Source organism: Marinigracilibium pacificum (assembly GCF_012926615.1).
Classification (GTDB): domain Bacteria; phylum Bacteroidota; class Bacteroidia; order Cytophagales; family Cyclobacteriaceae; genus Mangrovivirga; species Mangrovivirga pacifica.
In genome coordinates this window covers 416904-436107 of record NZ_JABBNU010000002.1, presented here as the reverse complement: position 1 = coordinate 436107, position 19204 = coordinate 416904, and the positions used below count along the sequence as shown (strand labels likewise).

18 protein-coding genes and 1 pseudogene are annotated in these 19204 nt (G+C 34.6%); 16 read left to right on the top strand and 3 right to left on the bottom strand.

From position 1 onward, the window contains the following. The first annotated feature begins 30 nt into the window (after positions 1-30). From HH304_RS21165 to HH304_RS04405, 9 genes are all read left to right on the top strand, one after another. Positions 31-1086 carry a LuxR C-terminal-related transcriptional regulator gene (locus HH304_RS21165; protein WP_271711490.1) on the top strand — a complete coding sequence of 352 codons (1056 nt, stop codon included), beginning with the start codon at positions 31-33 and terminating at the stop codon, positions 1084-1086. Between the two features lie 133 nt (positions 1087-1219). Beyond that, a complete protein-coding gene (locus tag HH304_RS04440) occupies positions 1220-2212 on the top strand; it encodes a hypothetical protein (protein ID WP_169678256.1) in 993 nt (330 codons plus the stop codon). Between the two features lie 34 nt (positions 2213-2246). Next, positions 2247-3161: a hypothetical protein gene (locus HH304_RS04435; RefSeq protein ID WP_169678255.1), complete on the top strand. Its 915-nt coding sequence runs from the start codon at positions 2247-2249 to the stop codon at positions 3159-3161. A 293-nt stretch (positions 3162-3454) separates the two neighbouring features. Further along, on the top strand, positions 3455-3760 hold the full coding sequence (locus HH304_RS04430; RefSeq protein ID WP_169678254.1) for a type II toxin-antitoxin system RelE/ParE family toxin: 306 nt from the start codon (positions 3455-3457) through the stop codon (positions 3758-3760). Then, the gene (locus HH304_RS04425) at positions 3761-4045 is read left to right on the top strand and encodes an addiction module antidote protein (protein ID WP_169678253.1); all 285 of its coding nucleotides are present in this window, start codon (positions 3761-3763) and stop codon (positions 4043-4045) included. 96 nt (positions 4046-4141) lie between these two features. Beyond that, positions 4142-4786, top strand: coding sequence for a hypothetical protein (locus HH304_RS04420; protein WP_169678252.1), 645 nt, complete (start codon positions 4142-4144; stop codon positions 4784-4786). Positions 4787-5043: 257 nt separating this feature from the next. After that, positions 5044-5625: a Crp/Fnr family transcriptional regulator gene (locus HH304_RS04415; protein WP_169678251.1), complete on the top strand. Its 582-nt coding sequence runs from the start codon at positions 5044-5046 to the stop codon at positions 5623-5625. A gap of 56 nt (positions 5626-5681) precedes the next feature. Continuing rightward, a complete protein-coding gene (locus HH304_RS04410; RefSeq protein ID WP_169678250.1) occupies positions 5682-6020 on the top strand; it encodes a hypothetical protein in 339 nt (112 codons plus the stop codon). Between the two features lie 5 nt (positions 6021-6025). Next, a complete protein-coding gene (locus HH304_RS04405; protein ID WP_169678249.1) occupies positions 6026-6604 on the top strand; it encodes an NAD(P)H-dependent oxidoreductase in 579 nt (192 codons plus the stop codon). A 395-nt stretch (positions 6605-6999) separates the two neighbouring features. Here HH304_RS04405 and HH304_RS04400 read toward each other — a convergent pair whose 3' ends face one another. Continuing rightward, the gene (locus HH304_RS04400) at positions 7000-7962 is read right to left on the bottom strand and encodes a CPBP family intramembrane glutamic endopeptidase (RefSeq protein ID WP_169678248.1); all 963 of its coding nucleotides are present in this window, start codon (positions 7960-7962) and stop codon (positions 7000-7002) included. Between the two features lie 541 nt (positions 7963-8503). Here HH304_RS04400 and HH304_RS04395 point away from each other — a divergent pair. The 3 genes from HH304_RS04395 (at position 8504) to HH304_RS04385 (ending at position 10440) form a co-directional block, all read left to right on the top strand. Beyond that, complete coding sequence (locus HH304_RS04395) at positions 8504-8818, top strand: hypothetical protein (RefSeq protein ID WP_169678247.1); 315 nt, start codon at positions 8504-8506, stop codon at positions 8816-8818. 72 nt (positions 8819-8890) lie between these two features. Then, the gene (locus HH304_RS04390; RefSeq protein WP_169678246.1) at positions 8891-9349 is read left to right on the top strand and encodes a YehS family protein; all 459 of its coding nucleotides are present in this window, start codon (positions 8891-8893) and stop codon (positions 9347-9349) included. 329 nt (positions 9350-9678) lie between these two features. Then, positions 9679-10440 (top strand): hypothetical protein, encoded by a 762-nt coding sequence (locus HH304_RS04385; protein ID WP_169678245.1) that lies wholly within the window; start codon positions 9679-9681, stop codon positions 10438-10440. A gap of 1301 nt (positions 10441-11741) precedes the next feature. Here HH304_RS04385 and HH304_RS04380 read toward each other — a convergent pair. Both HH304_RS04380 and HH304_RS04375 read right to left on the bottom strand, forming a co-directional pair. After that, positions 11742-12446, bottom strand: coding sequence for a LytR/AlgR family response regulator transcription factor (locus HH304_RS04380; RefSeq protein WP_169678244.1), 705 nt, complete (start codon positions 12444-12446; stop codon positions 11742-11744). Continuing rightward, the gene (locus HH304_RS04375) at positions 12443-13252 is read right to left on the bottom strand and encodes a sensor histidine kinase (RefSeq protein ID WP_333908736.1); all 810 of its coding nucleotides are present in this window, start codon (positions 13250-13252) and stop codon (positions 12443-12445) included. The genes HH304_RS04380 and HH304_RS04375 overlap by 4 nt, the downstream gene beginning before the upstream one ends. 186 nt (positions 13253-13438) lie before the next feature. On the opposite strand from HH304_RS04375, the pseudogene HH304_RS04370 reads away from it, so the two are divergent. The 4 genes and pseudogenes from HH304_RS04370 (at position 13439) to HH304_RS04355 (ending at position 19166) form a co-directional block, all read left to right on the top strand. Then, positions 13439-14311, top strand: a pseudogene (locus tag HH304_RS04370) (ABC transporter ATP-binding protein). A gap of 8 nt (positions 14312-14319) precedes the next feature. Further along, positions 14320-17592, top strand: a complete 3273-nt coding sequence (locus HH304_RS04365; RefSeq protein WP_169678243.1) for an ABC transporter permease/M1 family aminopeptidase — start codon at positions 14320-14322, stop codon at positions 17590-17592. 225 nt (positions 17593-17817) lie between these two features. Beyond that, positions 17818-18615 (top strand): hypothetical protein, encoded by a 798-nt coding sequence (locus HH304_RS04360; RefSeq protein ID WP_169678242.1) that lies wholly within the window; start codon positions 17818-17820, stop codon positions 18613-18615. A gap of 44 nt (positions 18616-18659) precedes the next feature. Next, positions 18660-19166 carry a hypothetical protein gene (locus tag HH304_RS04355; RefSeq protein WP_169678241.1) on the top strand — a complete coding sequence of 169 codons (507 nt, stop codon included), beginning with the start codon at positions 18660-18662 and terminating at the stop codon, positions 19164-19166. The last annotated feature ends 38 nt before the right edge of the window (positions 19167-19204 follow it).

Here is a 19204-nt window from a genome sequence, read left to right as displayed (position 1 = left end):
CCTTCATCTGAAAAATAAATATTATTCTAAATGAGCATTTACTTTAAACGAATTATACTCTTTATTTTATGCTTAATAGGGAATTACTGTTATGGTCAATACTCTATTTCTGGATATTTAGATACACCAGAAAAAAATAAAAGAGTATATCTATGCTTATTGCAATTTGATGAAGTTAATGCACTTGATCCTGACCAAATCATCACTTCAACAGTGACAGATAGCCTGGGATATTTTTCTTTTGAAGGAAGTTTACTATCAGATAAACATGCATTATATCGTATATACTCCAATCTGGATGAAAATGTCGAAGGAGCACAAAAATACGATATAGAAGATCTTAAAAACTTTCACAATTTTATCTTCTCCAATACAGATACCATCGTATTCGAAAAGAATAAAAAACTTTGGTTTTCCAGCTACAAGAACACGAACCCCATTGATAAAGAATGGAGAACCCATAATGATTATGCTCAAAAACTACATTCAGAGTTCTTAGATCTTAACAATGAGAAGATCTCCAAACAAACTACCGATCAATTTCTAAGGGAATTAAAGTCCTATGTTCTTGAGAAAGAATCACATCCCCTGACAACTATCATTTTAATAGCAGGCCTACCAAAAAGTGCAATAAAAAAAGATCTGGGCGACAACCCGGAATTCTATATTCAACTTCTTAGTCAACTGAATGATTATTATAATAACTCTTCTTATGCGCTGCAGTATAAAAGCTTTTTAGATATGCTATACAGGTCTGAAACCAAAGAAAAAATGGCCTTCTTTAAAAAGTTAAGCTATGCTTTAGGCTTTTTATGTCTTCTTTTTTTAGGAGGAATAGTATTTCTTATTATCAAATTAAAGCACACCAGAACTTTACAACAGACCCCTATCGATTTCAGTCTTACTTCACAGGAAGAAAAGGTAGCAGAATTAATGATTGACAATAAAAGCAATAAAGAAATCGCTTCAGAACTCTTCATATCCTTAAACACTGTAAAAACTCATATACGCAATCTATACGCGAAATTAGAAGTGAGTAATCGAACTGAGTTTATGGAGAAATTTAAAAATCACCCCAGGGATTAGCCCCTAAATCACCACAGGTTTATTATAGTTTCCTAGGCTCCTCAGCTACTTTTGATCAAAACAAAGGACGATTTCGTCTTTTGAATTCGAAGCCAATACCGGGCGATAGCTTGACTAATTAAAATCAAAAACAATGAAACTATTTAAACGAATTCTGTTAGGACTTTTTATCCTGATAATTGTGGGAGGAACCATCAGCTTCTTCTATTTTAAGAATAAATTCTTATCAGCACCACCTAATCATCTTACACTTTCCAACGTAGGCCAATCCTTTGATTTCATATGGAGAAGTCACACATTCGAGGGTAAGGTTATTCAAAATGCTTTCATGTTTGTTCCTGTTAGTATTCCAGGTGTAGATAAGACCTTCTATATGCAATTTGACACCGGAGCACCATCAACTGTATTACGGTACAAGAAAATCTTATCAGTGAACGAAAAGTATGGGAATATTTTTAATATAGATACCTTGGATAATCAGGTTCGTGTTAAAAATGCCAACTTTAAAGTAGGTACTGTAAATGTTACAGCCAGTTCTTTAGGTTTTCGAGGTGGTAGCGATAAAATTGACTGGGAGAATGATCCATTTATAATACTTGGCACTGTAGGTAATGATTTTATTGAGAAGAACCCTATAATCATCGATTATAAAAATCAAAACATGACTATAACAGAGCCTGAAGACGAAAGGGTAAGAAAGGAAGATAATTTCTTACCATTTACGTTTGATGGTCGCAGAATATTTCTTTCTGCAAAATTAAATAAAGAACCGGTAGAATTGTGGTTTGACTCTGGTTCGAGTGCATTTGAATTGATAGTCGATGAAAATACTTTTAAAGATTTATCTAAACCTAATGCTGAAATAACAAGCTATGAAGGTTCTTCCTGGGGAAGAAAGGCTATGGTATATAATGCGGAATCTGAAGGTATGTTTGAATTTGGAAATGCCTCAGCTCCACTTACCTATGTAACTTATATGAAAATCCCTGGCACAGAGATGTTACAATTTGTATTAAAGGCAGCAAATTTAGGAAGTGACTTAGGAGGAATGACAGGCAATAAGTTGTTTCTGGAAAAAACTCTGATTCTTGATGCTCCAAATTTACGTTATGCTGTAAAAGAGTAGTAGTAAGCTCTTCTACCGAATTAAAGATTAAATCATGAAAAGAATAAAAATCATAAAAGTTTTAAAATACTTACTAATAACCTGGATATCACTCACTCTTATACTTTTCGTAGTCGCAATAATTAAATATAACGTGGATTTAAATGGGTATATCAATCAGGAAGAAACCGGAATTCAGGCACAAAAAAATAAAGCAGCACCTGAGCAGACAGAGGTATATGTGGTTGGTTCTATGCATTTTGAAACTAATAACTTTAAAAGAGACGATCTCTATAACTACATCAATACGGTTTCTCCATCTATTATCTTATATGAAAGCGACAAACAAACTGTAAACCGGATGGTAAAAAGAATTGATTTCTTAAATCAATTCATGAGTGCTTTTCAAAATGGGGAGCGAGTAGAAAATGTTGTAGCGCTTAAATATTTAAAAAATCATCCTAAAGCTAAAGTCATAGGCTATGAATGGGAAGAAAGAGATCGGTTTCACTTTAAACATAATTATCAAAAGAATATGGGTGAACTTATTGGAATGGCACATCAACTAATTCGAGAAAATGCACTATCCAGTGAAGAGTCCGAAATGATAAGTGATTACAATGAAGTAAAAAAGAAATACTTAAACCTTGGAAATTCCAAAACGCTATACGACTTTAATAATCCAATAGCAGATAGTATCATTAATAAAAGACAAACCTATGTTTACAATATAATTCCCGAAATTTTAAAGTCTAAAGAATTATCGGATGATTTAAAAGAATTTCTACCGGTTCATATGAATTATTGGGACATAAGAAATAAGGCGATGGTAAATAACATTGTCAATCAAATAAAAAACAACCCCAATAAGAGAATTGTTGTATTAACAGGCTACTCGCATCGATATTATTTGATTGATGAATTGAAAAAACTAGAAGAAGAACTCAATTTTTCTGTCAAACCGATATAATCCCCTGCTGTTGGGAGTTTATTGATAGCATAACTTCAGACTTTTTATGAAATGCAGGGATTAAACCCCGGTCATATACGGTTTCAAACAAGTATTTATAACAAGGATATTTGATTTTGTAGAACCAAGAGCTATTTTAGAATTTTTAAAGGAAATTATTTACAAAAAAAACAACGAAGTTATAAAGGAAATAAGAGCAATAGAGTCGCGCTTATCAATTCGTTGTGAACCATAAAATTACTATTCCAAATTAAAAATCTTGTTTTACTGTATCCAAGTGAATACATTTACGTATGTATATAATTGAACAAACCACTGAATTTGAAAAGTGGTTTCGAAAGTTAAAAGACAGAAAAGCAAAAGCTAAAATTTTGCTCCGTCTACAGAGAATAGAGGATCAAGGTAATTTTGGCGATTGTCAACCAATAGGCGAAGGTCTTTCCGAATTACGGATACATTATGCAAAAGGGTATCGGGTATATTTTAAAGAACATGGAGATACACTTGTATTGCTATTAATTGGAGGAGATAAATCAACCCAAAGTAATGACATTAAAAAAGCAAAAGAACTTTGGGAGCAGTATAAAAACAAGATTTAAATGAAAACTACAAGATTCGATATTGCTAATTATCTTGAAGATGACGAGATGATTCAGGAGTATTTAAATACAGTTTTAGAAGAGGGGGATTCAAGAGATATTGTTGTCGCTTTGGGTCACATCGCGAAAGCAATTGGGATGTCAAAAATCGCAGAACAAACTGGATTGAGTAGACCTAGTCTGTATAAAGCTCTATCAGAAAATTCAAAACCTCAATTTGATACTATTTTGAAGGTAATTAGAGCTATTGGAAGTAATCTGAAATTGAATATTTCATCAAATTAATTCACTTCACAACATTCACTATAACCGCATTTTATGCAACGAGGGACACAAAAACTGCGCCATAGTGTAGGCGTTGTGCAGTATAGAGCGAACTTCATGAGACTTCTGATAACTTCAATTTTATTGATTACACTGACCTCTTGCGGAACGACTCAACGAGATGGTTGGCAACTTGCATCTGAATTTCATACCAACTATGCTAACGAGTTTATCCAGAACACTGAACTCCTAAAATACAGCTACAACCCAAGGGCTCATTTCTATTTTAACACCCGCAACGAAGAGCCAACTTTCAGAGCTCTGATTCATGACACAACAAAACTAAGAGTAATTATTTTCGCAAACCAAGAACGGTTTCTACAAGAATTTGGACTCGAAATAGACTCCATTCCAACTTTTGGAAGAGCAACTATATGGAATGAAAATGAAGGACTAAAACTTCAGGCGGACGACTCATTAATGTTTGAAATTATCAGATACGACAAGAATCCACTTGAACAGTTTAATTATCTGAAAAATTTAGTCAACAAATATGGAATCGTTACTTATGGGGAACTCCGCATTGGCGGCATTATCGAGGTTTATTTAACAACCTACGACTATCTTATTTACTATCCAACGAACTACAAAATTTCCGAACCGCAGTTTGAAGAACACTGGCGGAACAAACAGAAAAATGGCAGGAAATTGGACAAGAACTGGTACTATTATAAATCTGAAAAACCGCTCGATTTAGGATGATTCGCTGCAAAACATCTAAGAATTCGAGTGGCCGATAGGCATTTGAATACAGGGTTGACAAGTCCGGTGTTTGATAATGATACTATGTAGATTTCTGCTACTTTTGTGAGGGTATTGGCCTAACTGATTTCTCTATGTAGCTTCTTTTTTCTTTAACCACAACGATACATATTGCAGAGCGGTTTTTTTAAACCATCTACCTTAACGACCTTTTTAAAGAATCAGTGCTAAAATGAAAAATTGTAGTCTATTAAAAAATGAATACTGAAAAAATCCTAAACGAAATGGGAGAAACTTATTCTCCATTAACCATTGAATGTCAGGAAGAATTTATTGCTAATGCAAAAGTTAGAACATTCAAAAAAGGAGAGGTTGTAGTTCGTGAAGGACAATTTTCTAAAAAAGCATATTTAATTGTAGAAGGCTGTTCAAGGGCTTATTACTTGAAAGACGGAAAAGATATATCAGACTGGTTTACTTTCGAAAATCAGTTTATGGCTGCCATCGTTAGTTTTTTTAGTGAAAAACCAAGTCCTCATTTTGTTGAATTTGTTGAAGACTCAATAGTTCTTGAATTTTCAAAAGATATAATGGACAAACTAACAAATAAACACCACGACTTTGAACGCTTCATAAGTAAAGTGGTTACCGAAACTATGTTAGGGCTCTGCGAAAGACTATATACTATTCAGTTTAATAAGGCAGATGAAAGATATAATCACCTATTAAATATATATCCTAACATCACAAACCGAATTCCCCTTACCCATATTGCTTCTTATTTAGGAATTACACTCGAAACTTTAAGTAGAATAAGAAATCCTAAAAACCGAATTTGATCTATATCAAATTTTAACCCTTCCATTTAGTAGACTTTTGTGAAAAAGATCAAAAAATGGAAGAAAAAAACAAACTACAAAAATCAATTTTTGGAAAGTGGTGGAAACCGGTCAGACAATGGTTTTACCCCACCTGGTTACTTTACGAACTTACAATTCGCTTTTACGATTACGCAATAGCTGTTCATAATTTCTTTATCGAACGGCCAGATTACTTTGCTTCATATATAGGAGAAATCAGTACTCAATCTTTAGCTGTTTTTTGTAGTGTAGCCACTTTCATTATTTGTTCAGCCTTTTTAACAGTACCTGCTTGTTTTATTCTTTATAAGTTCTTCAAAATCGAGCTTTTAACAGATACTCAGTTTGAATATAAAATGAAAAAATACTTTTAAGACAGATGAAAAAAATACTAATTATAAATGGACATCCCGACAAAGAAAGTTTCAATTTTGGTCTTTCAGAGTCATATCTAAAAGGAGCCCAAAAATCAAATGCCGAAATTAAAGTGATTAATATTAGGGATTTGGACTTCAACCCTAACCTACAATTTGGATATAGAAAACGAACCGAATTAGAACCTGACTTATTAGATGCTCAGGAAAAATTAAAATGGGCTGATCATTTAGTATGGATTTACCCTGTTTGGTGGAGCTCTGTGCCGGCAATAATGAAAGGTTTTTTAGACCGGATTCTACTTCCGGGATTTGCCTTTAACAAAAGAGAAAATTCATTGTTTAGCGACAAGGGTCTTACAGGAAAATCGGCAAGGATAATTTGCACATTAGACCAACCTGCCTGGTATTACAGGTGGGTTTATGGAAACCCAAGTCACAATGCTTTAAAAAAAGGAACATTAAATTTTATTGGAGTAAAAAAAGTGCGAATCACAACCATCGGACCAATAAGGCTTTCTAAAGAAGAGTTCAGGGCAAAATGGTTGAAAAAAATTGAAAAATTAGGTCAAATGAATAAGTAAAGAAAGAAGGAATTATTTTACCAAGTCGATGGAAAAATATCGATTTACCAATCTAACAGACGGCTCCATCAGCCATTACTGATGGAGCTCTCCTTCTGACAACGCTCATAACGATAAATGCCAAGGAAGAGAGCGTTAACATATTCGGTACCCAGTGGGTCAAAGGTTCATTTCTAATAGTGGTGGTGCAGCTCGGCATAAAGCATTTACATACAAATAAAAAAAATTGCTCAAATCAAATTGATAATTTCATTTTTTACACTACCTTGTATTACATAGTTCTATGCTATACCCACAAAACCAAAAACATATATTAAATCATTTAAACAACATGAAGGCAATAATTTCTATATCAGCTTTGCCTTTACTTAAATGTATAATCTATTATTATAAATTCACACTAAAACATTCTGCTCAGTTTTAATATTAGCCTGATTAAAATCTTCATCCGACACCAGATAATTAAACATTTTATAACGCTGTAAACCTCTTGAAAATTTAACCCAAAGATGTATTAAGTAAAAGGATCCCAATGTAAATGGAATTATAACCACACTATTCTCAGCCCCAAAATCTCCTCCACTTAACCAATCTGGCGCTATTGGAGTTTGAGCGATTAGTGCAGGAGACACGTGTCCGCTAGATGCAAATCCAAATATAGAAGCCTGGAAGAAATTCCATCCTAAGTGAAGACCTACAGCAAGCCACAATTGACCTGTTTTCATATATGCATAAACCAGTTTTAGTGTTATAAGCATAATTATCAGTGTACTCATTATTGTCGCACTTGGGTTAGTGGCATGTAAAACTGCGAATCCTATCGTTGAAATAAACACTCCCCATTTAAGATTTAAACCCATAGCTATGTTTTGAAGAATTATACCCCTGAATACCAATTCTTCCCACCATGCAACAACTATAAATTGAAACAAAACAGCTAAAGCAGTCCAAATACTAGCCTCAGTAAAAGCACCGAGAGTACCTGCTTCTTTACTCCACCAACTAAATCCGTCAAACCTTATTAAGTCAAACCCCAAAAGAGTTAAATACATCAAAGTCATAATAAATGCACTGATTAAAATACCTATTAAGATATCTTTGAATACATACCCCATTCTTAATCCCAAAGATTGAAATGCATTCTTAGTTATGTATTCTGTTGTAATATAAGAAGCCAGGGTAGCTCCAATACCTAAAAGAAAAAACCACAATGTACCTGCTGCTGGTAATCCGCCTAAAATAGTACGAACCCCAATCATTAAAACAGCATTTAAAGCAGAGAATAATAAAAGGAAAATCACAAGTCTCCATCCTGCTCTAATGACATTGGTTTCTGGGTTTATAAATATATTTTTCATAAGATCAATAGTTACAACTTTAAAAGATTCTATTTAAACTAGTTTACCCTCTTTTTTTTCACAGAAAAAGAAAGGGCTCCTTTAAAAGGATAAGAAAAAGCATCTTACTCTAGTTCTAAGATGTTATAGACATTTGACCACCTCAAACTACTTTTGGTTACAACTTGATTCAAACTGAAAAAAATATAGGTCTGAAACCGTCCTAAATTCATTGCTAACGTTATCGAGTAAACTATTTAATTATTATATCTCCTTGCTCTCTGCCCTTGGGCTATCCTATGACAAGCAATCACATTGAGTTACTGATTCATATCTTGAAAAACAAACTAAAATAATTCCTTTCTAAAGGTTACAAATAGTTAAAAACAGGTATAAATAAATAATTGAATTTTTTAAACACAAAATAGTACTTTTTAATTTTTTAAATTTTAATTTTATAAGCTAAAGCACTTAATATTAACACATTAAACCGAATCTTAGTCAACTGATTTTTTTAGTACTAGATCAGATATTATTTATTCAACCTTAACTGGAAATCATTATGAGAATAGTATTTGGAACCTATACCTTCAAGATAAAGTCATTTACCTGTAAAGACCTTGGAATAGAAGAAGATACCTTAAACAACTTCACGATGGAAGTTCGCCAAAAGATATTTCATATTTTCTGGATTCCATTATTCAGTACAAACAAGATCTTTGCTTTACGTCAAGGGAACGAACTTTTTCATGCGCCTTCGGAAATTGAAAATCTCATTAGAGCGAGAAATGTGATCAAAACTCCATGGTACTCTTTTAGTGGACTAATATTGATTTTACTGGTTTTTCTTTTCTATCAAGTGATGGAATTATTGTAGGAAAATCAAGTTAGCCGGGAAAGAATAAATTAGATCCATTTAATTTGTTAATGCAGTTCAATAAATTGCAGTATGACAAATAACGATATCTTACGCCGGCTACGTTATACTTTTGACTTGAGTGATCAACAGGTAATCGAGATCTTTCAACTTGCAAATTATTCAGTCAACAGGCCAGAAGTAGTCAATTGGCTCTTAAAAGAAGAGGAAGAATACTATCAACCCATGTCAGATAAAGAACTAGCACTTTTTCTCAATGGACTAATCAATCAAAAAAGGGGTGTAAAAGAAGGTCCTCAACATGAAGCCGAAGAGTTCCTGAACAATAATCAAATCCTGAGAAAACTAAGAATAGCACTAAACTTTAAGGACACTGATATGTTGGCGGTATTAGAACTTGCCAGTTTCCCAATTGGTAAACACGAGCTAAGTGCATTTTTCCGTAAACCTGACCAGGGACAATACAAGCATGCTGGAGATCAGGTATTGAGGAAGTTCCTGAAGGGTTTGCAGTTGAAGTATCGGGAATAGGTTTAATTAGCTATAAATATGACCTTTCTAATCCATGGCGTGTGGAGACACACACTAACATTGAAACTGTTTACTAATGAACAATAGGTTTCTTACTGACTAATCTACCTTTTCGTTGATTAATCATTGAGAAATAATTGAAGAGTTAAAGGACTACCTTATATGTTAAAATATAATTATGTAGTACAGATTTACCAGTAAGTATTCCCCTCTTTAGGTATTTATTTTTAATTTCAATAATCTTTAAAATATATTAGCATCTAAATAGACTAGCTATTAAATCAGCTAAAGAGGTTTTATCAAATTTTTCAACTATTCATTTTCAACCTATGAAGAAATACACCTTTTTACTTTTTGTGGTCATAATATATTTGGCATTTATTGGATGTAATGAAGACTCAACAGAAATTTTTATAAACGAAATTGAACTCGTCTACCCAACTAAAATCATTAGCAATAATAATATCATTGAAATCATATACGAAGGAGAACAAATAAGTCAAATAATTATTGATAAATTCGACTCCACAATGAATTCTCCTTTTTATTTAAACAGAAGGGACACTACATTCTTTAAATATGATGAAAACTCGAAACTAATCAATTTTATTTCAGTTCAATACGAATACAATGGATATGGTATTCAATATGAATCATCCTATAACAACTATTTGGAATATAATTCAAATGATAAAATAATTGGTATTTATCCTTCTGATAAAAATTATAGTTCCACCCATTTTACTTTTGACAGTATTTTTAGGATTATTCAAATTGATTATGATTCAAATACTGAAGGAGTCAATAAGTTCCCTAAAATAATAAAGTATAAGAATGGAAACCTAAATTCATATTCTTACATTGGAATCTATAATGTTTCGAAATATGATAAATATTCAAATCCATATTATTCTGTTAATCAAATCTTAGGATTCCCATTTTTCAATGAAGTCTATCATCTTTCCCCAAATAACCCCCTACGCATAGAAAATCTGATATACCCTAGATTTAGCTTAAACCTATCTTATGAATATGACCTATCAGGCAAAGTGATTAAAATAAATAATACAATTATTGAATATAAGGATTAGTTGAATCAAATGCCCTAAACCCAACTCCTTGACAGAAATTTTATCGCGAGGTAAGTCCCCTGACAGACCACTAATTAGAATAATAAGCCCCCAATTAGTAATAAAGCCAGATTCTGAGATTTCTCACCCATACTTTTATTTCATTCTATTAAATCAAATTAATCCGCTTTTATTAATGAAAATTTATTGGTTCGAAAGGACGAATGGAGTAAAGACACTACTCTAAATTATAAATTGTTATTACGGATTACAAATCCTATGATAAGGGTTCCCTGCTACAAATGTTGGAAAGAAAAAGCGTTTGGATAATTTTATACGCTTCCCAATGAAAAAACTTTTTTCTCGATAAAACAAAAGTAACTTAGAAGGGCGGGGAGGATTGACAAAATCACGAGCGTGGGGAGGTTAGTGAGTTAGGAGATTTGATTTTGTCTTGATTTTTTGGTCCATTTTTTATCAAGAAAAAAGGACAATAAGATATTATGAAACCATTCTAAATTCATAGGAAACATCAATATAAATTGTATTCCTCAAAAGATGAATTAGGATAACCCTTCCCCATGGTATGTCCCCTGACAGACCACTAATTAGAATAATAAGCCCCCAATTAGTAATAAAGCCAGATTCTGAGATTTCTCACCCATGCTTTTATTTCATCCAATTTTATCAAATAAAACTGCATTTATTCATGAAAATTCATGGGTTCGAAAGGACGGGTAGAGTGAAGACACTACTCTAAATTATAAATTGTTAATTACGGATCACAAATCCTATGATAAGGGTTCCCTGCTACAAATGTTGAAAAGAAAAAGCGTTTGGATAATATTATACGCTTCCCAATGAAAAAACTTTTTTCTCGATAAAACAAAAGTAACTTAGAAGGGCGGGGAGGATTGACAAAATCACGAGCGTGGGGAGGTTAGTGAGTTAGGAGATTTGATTTTGTCTTGATTTTTTGGTCCATTTTTTATCAAGAAAAAAGGACAATAAGATATTATGAAACCATTCTAAATTCATAGGAAACATCAATATAAATTGTATTCCTCAAAAGATGAATTAGGATAACCCTTCCCCATGGTATGTCCCCTGACAGACCACTAATTAGAATAATAAGCCCCCAATTAGTAATAAAGCCAGATTCTGAGATTTTTTACCCATGCTTTTTTTTCATCCAATTTTATCAAATTAAATCACTTTTATTCATGAAAATTCATGGTTTCGAAAGGACGTGTAGAGTGTTACTTTTTAACTAAAAAGCTCATCCATGGCGTGTGATGACACATGCCACAACTACACCTTCACTACATCACCAGCTTCTCTAATACCTCCCGATAGGACTTTCCAATCGGAACCACATGATCCCCCATAAATACCTGGTTACCTTCAATACTCTTAATGTGTTTTTTAGCAATGATAAATGATCGGTGTACCTGCAAAAAACCGTCTGCAGGAATATGCTCATGCACGGATGAAAGTGTTCCGCGAATGGTCAGCTCCTCTTCTTTCATTACTACCTTCACATAGTTGCCCGATGCCTCCACATATAAGATATCTTCCGGATCAACCTGAATGTATTTGTTGTTAGATCGAAGAAATATTTTCTCTGGCGATACCTTTTCAGGCTGTGTTTCTACTTTTGAATGTTGATTTGTTCCACTCAGATTTGACTTATTCACTGCCTTAAGAAATCGCTCGAATGAAAATGGCTTCAACAGGTAATCCACTACGTTAAGTTCATAGCCTTCCAGAGCATACTCCTGATATGCAGTCGTTACGATAACCTTGGGTGGATTAGTCAATGTTCGAAGAAATTCAAATCCTTTCAGTTTAGGCATATTGATATCTAGGAAAATAAGATCTACCGGATTACTGTGTAGAAATTGCAATGCATCTATCGCATCGTAACAATCTTGCACCAGCTCCATATTGGGTAACATGCCACAGTATTTCTTGATAATGTCATGAGCAATCGTTTCATCATCAACTATGATATATTTTATACTCATAAGGTCAGTTTTAGATTGGCCTTGAATCGATCAGATCCTATTTTCGAAATTTCCAGTTTGTATTTCTTCGGATAAACGAGTTCTAACCGCTTTCGAAGATTACTCAGTCCGATACCCTCACTATCGCTTACCTCCTCTACATCAAAGTTATTTTCTATTTCAAAGTCTATTTCTTTGTTCGTTGCTGTTAGTCGAATACATACAAAGGCATCCTTCCGCAGCTTTTCCACACCATGCTTAAATGCATTTTCAAGCAAAATTATAAACAACAAAGGCATAATCTTGATACTGCGGTCAACCACTATTACATCAAACCGGATGTCAATTGTTTTGTGATACCGCATTTTATGAAGTTCGATATAATTTTCGAGGTAGGTAATCTCATCCCCCAGCTTCACCAGCTCATTTTGACCTTCATAGATACTGTATCGCATCATATCCGATAATTTTAGAATCAACTGCTGTGCTTTTTCCGTATCCTGTTCAACCAACCCATAAAGATTATTCAGGGTATTGAAAAAGAAATGCGGATTCACCTGACTTTTTAAATGCATAAGTTCAGCTTCCTTCTTCTCTTTCTTTAGTTTAAGAATAGCTTTCACCTGGATAAAAATCCATCGCAAAACCCAGATTCCCATCGAGGTGAAAAACAATAAACTGAACACAATAAACTCATCAACTTCGCCAAACGCATCATTAAAAATGAGTATCACCACGGTCATCACCACATAAAAATATGGGATAATCCGCTTAATGAATTGCCAATTAAACACACGTTGCATTACAGCCATCTCGTAAAAATACACAAAAATAGATCTGTTACAATTTACCTGTGACAGACATACATTTAGCAGTGATGAACATGGCTTCCATGGTGTTAAAAAGCACCCAAATCATGAATCAAGCTTTCCATCCCTGCTACTCTTTCATCTGTCCCTGTAATTTTCAAGCTCCGGATTTTCCGAATAGCATTGAAGAAAAATAAAATTATCATGGACGAACTGATCATAACAAACCTCTCCAAAACTTACAAAAATGGCGTTCAGGCACTACAAAACATCTCTTTAGATGTGCCCAAAGGAATGTTTGGACTCCTCGGGCCCAATGGTGCCGGTAAATCTACTCTGATGCGGACTATTGCGACACTGCAAGAACCCGATTCCGGATCGATCCAACTAGGATCGTTAAACGTATTGAAACAACCCAATGAATTGAGATAATTTCTTGGCTACTTGCCTCAGCAATTTGGCCTCTACCCCCGATTATCTCCAGAAATGTTACTGGATCACCTGGCAATTCTGAAAGGAATCATTAACCGTAAGGAACGAAAAGAAATTATCTATACTCTACTTGAAAAAGTCAATCTGTACACTGTTCGCAAACAAAAACTCGGTGATTTCTCCGGAGGGATGAAACAACGTTTTGGTATTGCCCAGGCCTTATTGAACAACCCAAAGCTGCTGATCGTCGATGAACCCACCGCCGGTCTTGATCCGATTGAGCGCAACCGGTTTTATGATCTGCTTAGTGAAGTTGGTGAACACACCATTGTGATCCTCTCAACTCATATCGTCGAAGATGTAAAAGAGCTCTGCACCCGTATGGCGATTATCAACAAAGGGCAGGTGATCATTCAAGGCAACCCGATTCAGATCATGGATAATGTGCAAGGACGAATCTATCAAAAATCCATCCTCAAATGCGAACTAGATCTGTACAAAAAAGAATATCAGGTAATCAATGAACGTCTTTACCTCGGAAAGCAGATCATCCATGTACTGAGTGATTCGAACCCGGGGAGCGACTTCAAAGCCATCGATGCCAATCTAGAAGATGTTTATATGTCTCAAATCTTAACCAACTGATCTCAATTATGTGGTACACTTTTTTCACTTTCGAACTCAAATACCGTCTAAAACGGCCTGAAACTTATCTTTTCTTCCTTTTCATCCTCTTTTTCGCTGTTTTTGGAGTGGAATTCATCTTTCAGGGTATCGATTTGGGAATGGTCAAAAAGAACTCGCCAATCGTCATAGCCAAAACGATGGGGGCTATCACCGGGCTATCAATGATCATCGCATCCTTGATTATGGGTGTGCCAGTCTTGCGCGATTTCCAGTATGATGTTGCCTCACTAATCTATGTAAACCCGATTGCTAAAAAACACTACCTAACGGGACACTTTTTCGGGTCGTTTGTAATTCTTTTATTCATATTTAGTGGATTATTCATAGGCATGGTATTAGGAGAACACCTGCCCTGGATCGAACCAAATGAATACCTCCCCTTTCAATTAAACAATTACCTGCAGCCATTTCTATGGGTCGCGTTACCCAACTTGTTTTTTGGTGCTTGTGTATTCTTCATTTCCGGAGCATTAACAAAAAAACTCATGGTTGTGTATACCCAGGGTATTATCATTTTCCTGTTGTTCATGCTCACCAAAGGAATCACCAACGAAACACTACAGGCAGTTTTCGATCCGTTTTCGCTAACCACATTGACAAAAGCTACCGAAGGCTGGTCTGCTGAAGAGCGAAACCTGCAGTTAATTCCAATGACCGGAGTTATGCTGTTCAACAAATTACTCTGGGTTGGATTGGGACTCTTAGTAATGAGCATCGGGTTTAACCGGTTTCAGTTAATGGTTGTGACCAATTCATCATCTAAAAAGAAGCAAAAGGAACAAGCAGTAATCAGAAAAAGTAAATATAATATACCGAAAGTAACTCCAATTTTCGATATTGACGCACAGATCAGTCAGGTCATTCACAACGCCTGGTTTCATAGCAGGTCAATTCTAAAGCTTCCTTCCTTTTGGACGATTATCATTTGTTGCTTCATCATCATTGGTGTGAACTCGATAAACCTTGGCACCTCCTATGGAGTAGATAGCTACCCTACCACCTACCTGATCATCGAAGAATTACAGGAAATGTCACTTTACTTTTTTATGATCATCCTGGTCTTTTATTCCGGAGAGATCATGTGGAAAGAACATGATGTAAAAATAAATTTCATTCATGATGCTACCCCCCTAAATCCATTCGTAAATCTGTTTAGTCGCTTTCTTGGATTGCAGATTATTTATATCATCGTTATGCTTTCCCTTATTATTGGTGGAATAATATTTCAAACAATCAACGGGTATTACCAATATGAATTAGATGTCTATTTCACCGGATTCTTCCTTGAGATCTTCCCTTTTCTTGCACTGTATACTATGGCTGCTATTTTCTTTCAATCACTTACAGGCAATAAGTTCATCGGTATACTGGCTACCATAGTTTTCGCAATATTTAATATCGGATTAGGGGTTTTTGGACTGGAACATGTGCTGGTTAATTTCGGTGGAAACTCACTCGCCCGATATTCAGATATGAATGGTTATGGACATTTCTTAACTCCTTACCTCTGGGTAAAAAGCTACTGGATGATATCTGGATTACTACTTTTGGTAATAGCAAGCATTTTTTTATTAAGAGGAAATGAAAGCGGACTGTTGATCCGATGGAGAAAAGGATTGAGGCAGATGGAAAGATCAACTACTAACTTTGGAATAGTTTGCCTTGGATTATTCATCGTACTTGGGGGGTTCATTTTCTACAATACCAATATTCTGAATGAATTCTGGACTAAAAATGAGCAAAACACCATCAGAGCCGGATATGAAAAGGAATTGAAACATCTGGAATACCTACCACAACCCAAAATTATCGATACCCATCTCAATATTGACTTATACCCTTCGGAAAAAGCCTATGAAATCTCCGGATACTACTTGCTTATTAATGCATCACCAGACCCAATTAAAGAAATTCATGTACAAAAGCTGATCGAAGCCAATGTAACGGTAACAGACATCATTTTTAACCGTAATATCACAATAATCAACAACAAACATGAAAACTACTTCTATACAATCTATGAACTGAGTGAGGCACTACAACCTGGAGACAGTATCCAAATGACATTTAATCAGGTGTTAAAACCAAATGGCCTTGATGCAAATGACACAGATACTAAGGTAGTTCAAAACGGAACCTTCTTTACAAATGATGTGTTACCATCATTCGGCTACCGAAGAAAATATGAATTACAAGATGAGAACGATCGCAAAGAATTTGGATTAGCACCCCGGCCACAAAAAGCGAATCGAGATGATCATAGGGAGCTGGTCGATGCCCGTAGTGGCAGCGATTCTGATGGTACCAACCTTGAGGTAATCATCAGTACCGAAGCACATCAAACAGCACTTACATCGGGCAGCCTGATAGAGAAATGGCAGGAAAACGGCAGAAACTATTTCCATTACAAAACCAATGGACAAATCATTAACTTCTACCCCTTTGTTTCGGCAAGATACGAAGTGCTAAAAGATACTTGTATTCCGGCAGGCAACACTGATAATTCACCTGTCGATTTGGAGATCTACTACCATAAAGAACATAAGTACAACCTGGACCGCATGTTGGAATCGATGAAACTGTCGCTCGATTATTACAGCACCCATTTTTGTCCGTATCAATACGATGAACTACGGATTGTAGAGTTCCCTAGATACCAGGAATATGCCCAGTCCTTCCCGACCTTGATTCCGTTTTCCGAGGCACTGGGATTCATCATGGATATTGATGATGCGGTAGATGTCGACATGGTATTTTACATTACTGCTCACGAGGTAGCTCACCAGTGGTGGGGATTGCAACTGGAGGCTGCGAATGTTCAGGGTCAGCACATGATACTGGAGACCCTGGCACAATACTCTGCCATGATGGTATTGAAAGAAAAGTACCCTGATGAAAAGCTTCAGCAGTTTCTTGAGTTGCAAAAAGAAGATTATGAAGAAGGCAAACTAAAATCCAGTAAAGAAGAAGTGCCGTTAGTTTTGGTTGAAAACGAAGATTATCTGTACTACAACAAAGGCGCATTGGCGATGTACGAATTACAGGAGCTAATCGGCGAGCAAAAAGTAAACCAGGCACTACAAAACTTCCTTGAAGACTGGCACTCCTTTGACAATAATGGTAAGCCTGCAAGGTATGCTACCACAGCAGATTTGATGAAGTATCTTCTTGAGGCTACACCGGAGGATAAGAAAGAAATTGTCACGGAGTTGTTTGAGGGTGTTGGAGAGGTGGGGTAGGAATGATTGTCTGAATCAGAATTTAGTGGATTTTAGGATTAAAAGGATTCCCTCAATCCTGAGAATTCTTTTTAATCCCGGTCAATCCTGATTCACACATTTACCTTCGATTTTGTTTTTCAATTGGGGTAATTATATTTGAATCAGTAGTTATGCTTTGTTTTAAATTCATAGGTTAGAGTGAGCGTATAGCTAATAAGGAATTTTTCACTAGCTACATTAATCATGAAGGTTATAAATCTTATCATTTTATTTTCAATTATCTCTGTAGCTTGTTCAACTGAACATAAAACCCCTGTACTTGAACAAGAATATCTTAATAATGAAAAAGAAAATTACTTAATGGTAAACCGAATAAAAATTGAAATTGAAAATGCAGGAAATCGCCCGAAAGACCTCATTGTATCTGAAAGATTAGATTCAATGTATGCATTTAAATATACCTTACCATTCAAAACTGAGAAAGAAGAAATCTTCCCTGAAAACGTAACCGATGATCACATCAATGAATATAAAAACAAACTATTTGAGATTTTTAAAGCCACAATACCCAATAGTAATGAAAACAAAAAGTGGACTGCATTAACTTCTGAGCTAAAAAAATCTGAAAATTACTATGATTATGTTTCAAATTTATTGTTGATATCCCGACTTGAAAATCAAATCATATCTAACTCAATGAGACTAATTGGAGGTTATGATTGCTTTTATTATTTTGGATTTCATGTTGGTTTTAACCCCATTAAAATTGGTCAGGATAACACAATTATTCTAACTATAACGGATGACTATTATATCCGTACTACTGATTGCACATATAAAGAACTTAAAATAGTTAACTTAAAGAATAACGAAGAACAGAAGTTTGAAGCTGAAATGATAGGGAATATAATGCAAATCAAATTTACTCCCATTACATCAGGAACTTATGAAATAAGTGGTATGATGGACGTTAAAGACAAATCCTCCGGTCATATTATGAACTTTGACTTTAGCAAAGAACTTATTACCAATGACAAATAAACACTTGCTCAGCATTTCTCATTATATTTAGTTCAATACATACCATGAAATATCAAAAATTATTTCAAATAACCATAATAGTAATTTTAGTTTTTCAATTGAGCTGTAACTCAAATAAACCTGACAATAATCTTTCTCAAAAGACAAAATCTGAAATTGAGAATATTGAAAACAATATTGCCAAAAAATATAAAAATAACTTGAAGCTATTAGGGTTAAACAGCAATAAATTAGTGTTCAAAAGATATTATCTAGATCCAGATTCGAACATTTTAAGAGATCCAAATAGCATAACTTGGAGTGATTCGACAGTAAGTCCAATAAAAATAAAACACTTTAATAAGTTATTCGAAAAGTCAATTAACAAGGGTTATTGTTGTTGTCCTTTTTCCTATTATTCAATTACATTTTATAAGGATGAATATAAACTAGGAATGTATTTTGTTGACACTTTAAATTTAAATGGAAAAGCCATGGTGTTCGATAAAAATTTTCAAACATCATATTTTATTAATAAAAAAGAATGGGAGCTGTTTTTAGAAGGAAATTAAGGATTTCATTTCAATAGCTCAAGTCGTCTGAATTTTAG

Excerpts from the sequence above, each read along its gene's own strand:
- HH304_RS04385 (WP_169678245.1), top strand. The coding sequence starts at position 9,679 with ATGAAGAAATACACCTTTTTACTTTTTGTGGTCATAATATATTTGGCA.
- HH304_RS04425 (WP_169678253.1), top strand. The coding sequence starts at position 3,761 with ATGAAAACTACAAGATTCGATATTGCTAATTATCTTGAAGATGACGAG.
- HH304_RS04360 (WP_169678242.1), top strand. The coding sequence starts at position 17,818 with ATGAAGGTTATAAATCTTATCATTTTATTTTCAATTATCTCTGTAGCT.
- HH304_RS04365 (WP_169678243.1), top strand. The coding sequence starts at position 14,320 with ATGTGGTACACTTTTTTCACTTTCGAACTCAAATACCGTCTAAAACGG.
- HH304_RS04435 (WP_169678255.1), top strand. The coding sequence starts at position 2,247 with ATGAAAAGAATAAAAATCATAAAAGTTTTAAAATACTTACTAATAACC.
- HH304_RS04440 (WP_169678256.1), top strand. The coding sequence starts at position 1,220 with ATGAAACTATTTAAACGAATTCTGTTAGGACTTTTTATCCTGATAATT.
- HH304_RS04415 (WP_169678251.1), top strand. The coding sequence starts at position 5,044 with ATGAATACTGAAAAAATCCTAAACGAAATGGGAGAAACTTATTCTCCA.
- HH304_RS21165 (WP_271711490.1), top strand. The coding sequence starts at position 31 with ATGAGCATTTACTTTAAACGAATTATACTCTTTATTTTATGCTTAATA.
- HH304_RS04430 (WP_169678254.1), top strand. The coding sequence starts at position 3,455 with ATGTATATAATTGAACAAACCACTGAATTTGAAAAGTGGTTTCGAAAG.
- HH304_RS04395 (WP_169678247.1), top strand. The coding sequence starts at position 8,504 with ATGAGAATAGTATTTGGAACCTATACCTTCAAGATAAAGTCATTTACC.
- HH304_RS04380 (WP_169678244.1), bottom strand. The coding sequence starts at position 12,446 with ATGAGTATAAAATATATCATAGTTGATGATGAAACGATTGCTCATGAC.
- HH304_RS04405 (WP_169678249.1), top strand. The coding sequence starts at position 6,026 with ATGAAAAAAATACTAATTATAAATGGACATCCCGACAAAGAAAGTTTC.
- HH304_RS04410 (WP_169678250.1), top strand. The coding sequence starts at position 5,682 with ATGGAAGAAAAAAACAAACTACAAAAATCAATTTTTGGAAAGTGGTGG.
- HH304_RS04390 (WP_169678246.1), top strand. The coding sequence starts at position 8,891 with ATGACAAATAACGATATCTTACGCCGGCTACGTTATACTTTTGACTTG.
- HH304_RS04400 (WP_169678248.1), bottom strand. The coding sequence starts at position 7,962 with ATGAAAAATATATTTATAAACCCAGAAACCAATGTCATTAGAGCAGGA.
- HH304_RS04355 (WP_169678241.1), top strand. The coding sequence starts at position 18,660 with ATGAAATATCAAAAATTATTTCAAATAACCATAATAGTAATTTTAGTT.
- HH304_RS04420 (WP_169678252.1), top strand. The coding sequence starts at position 4,142 with ATGAGACTTCTGATAACTTCAATTTTATTGATTACACTGACCTCTTGC.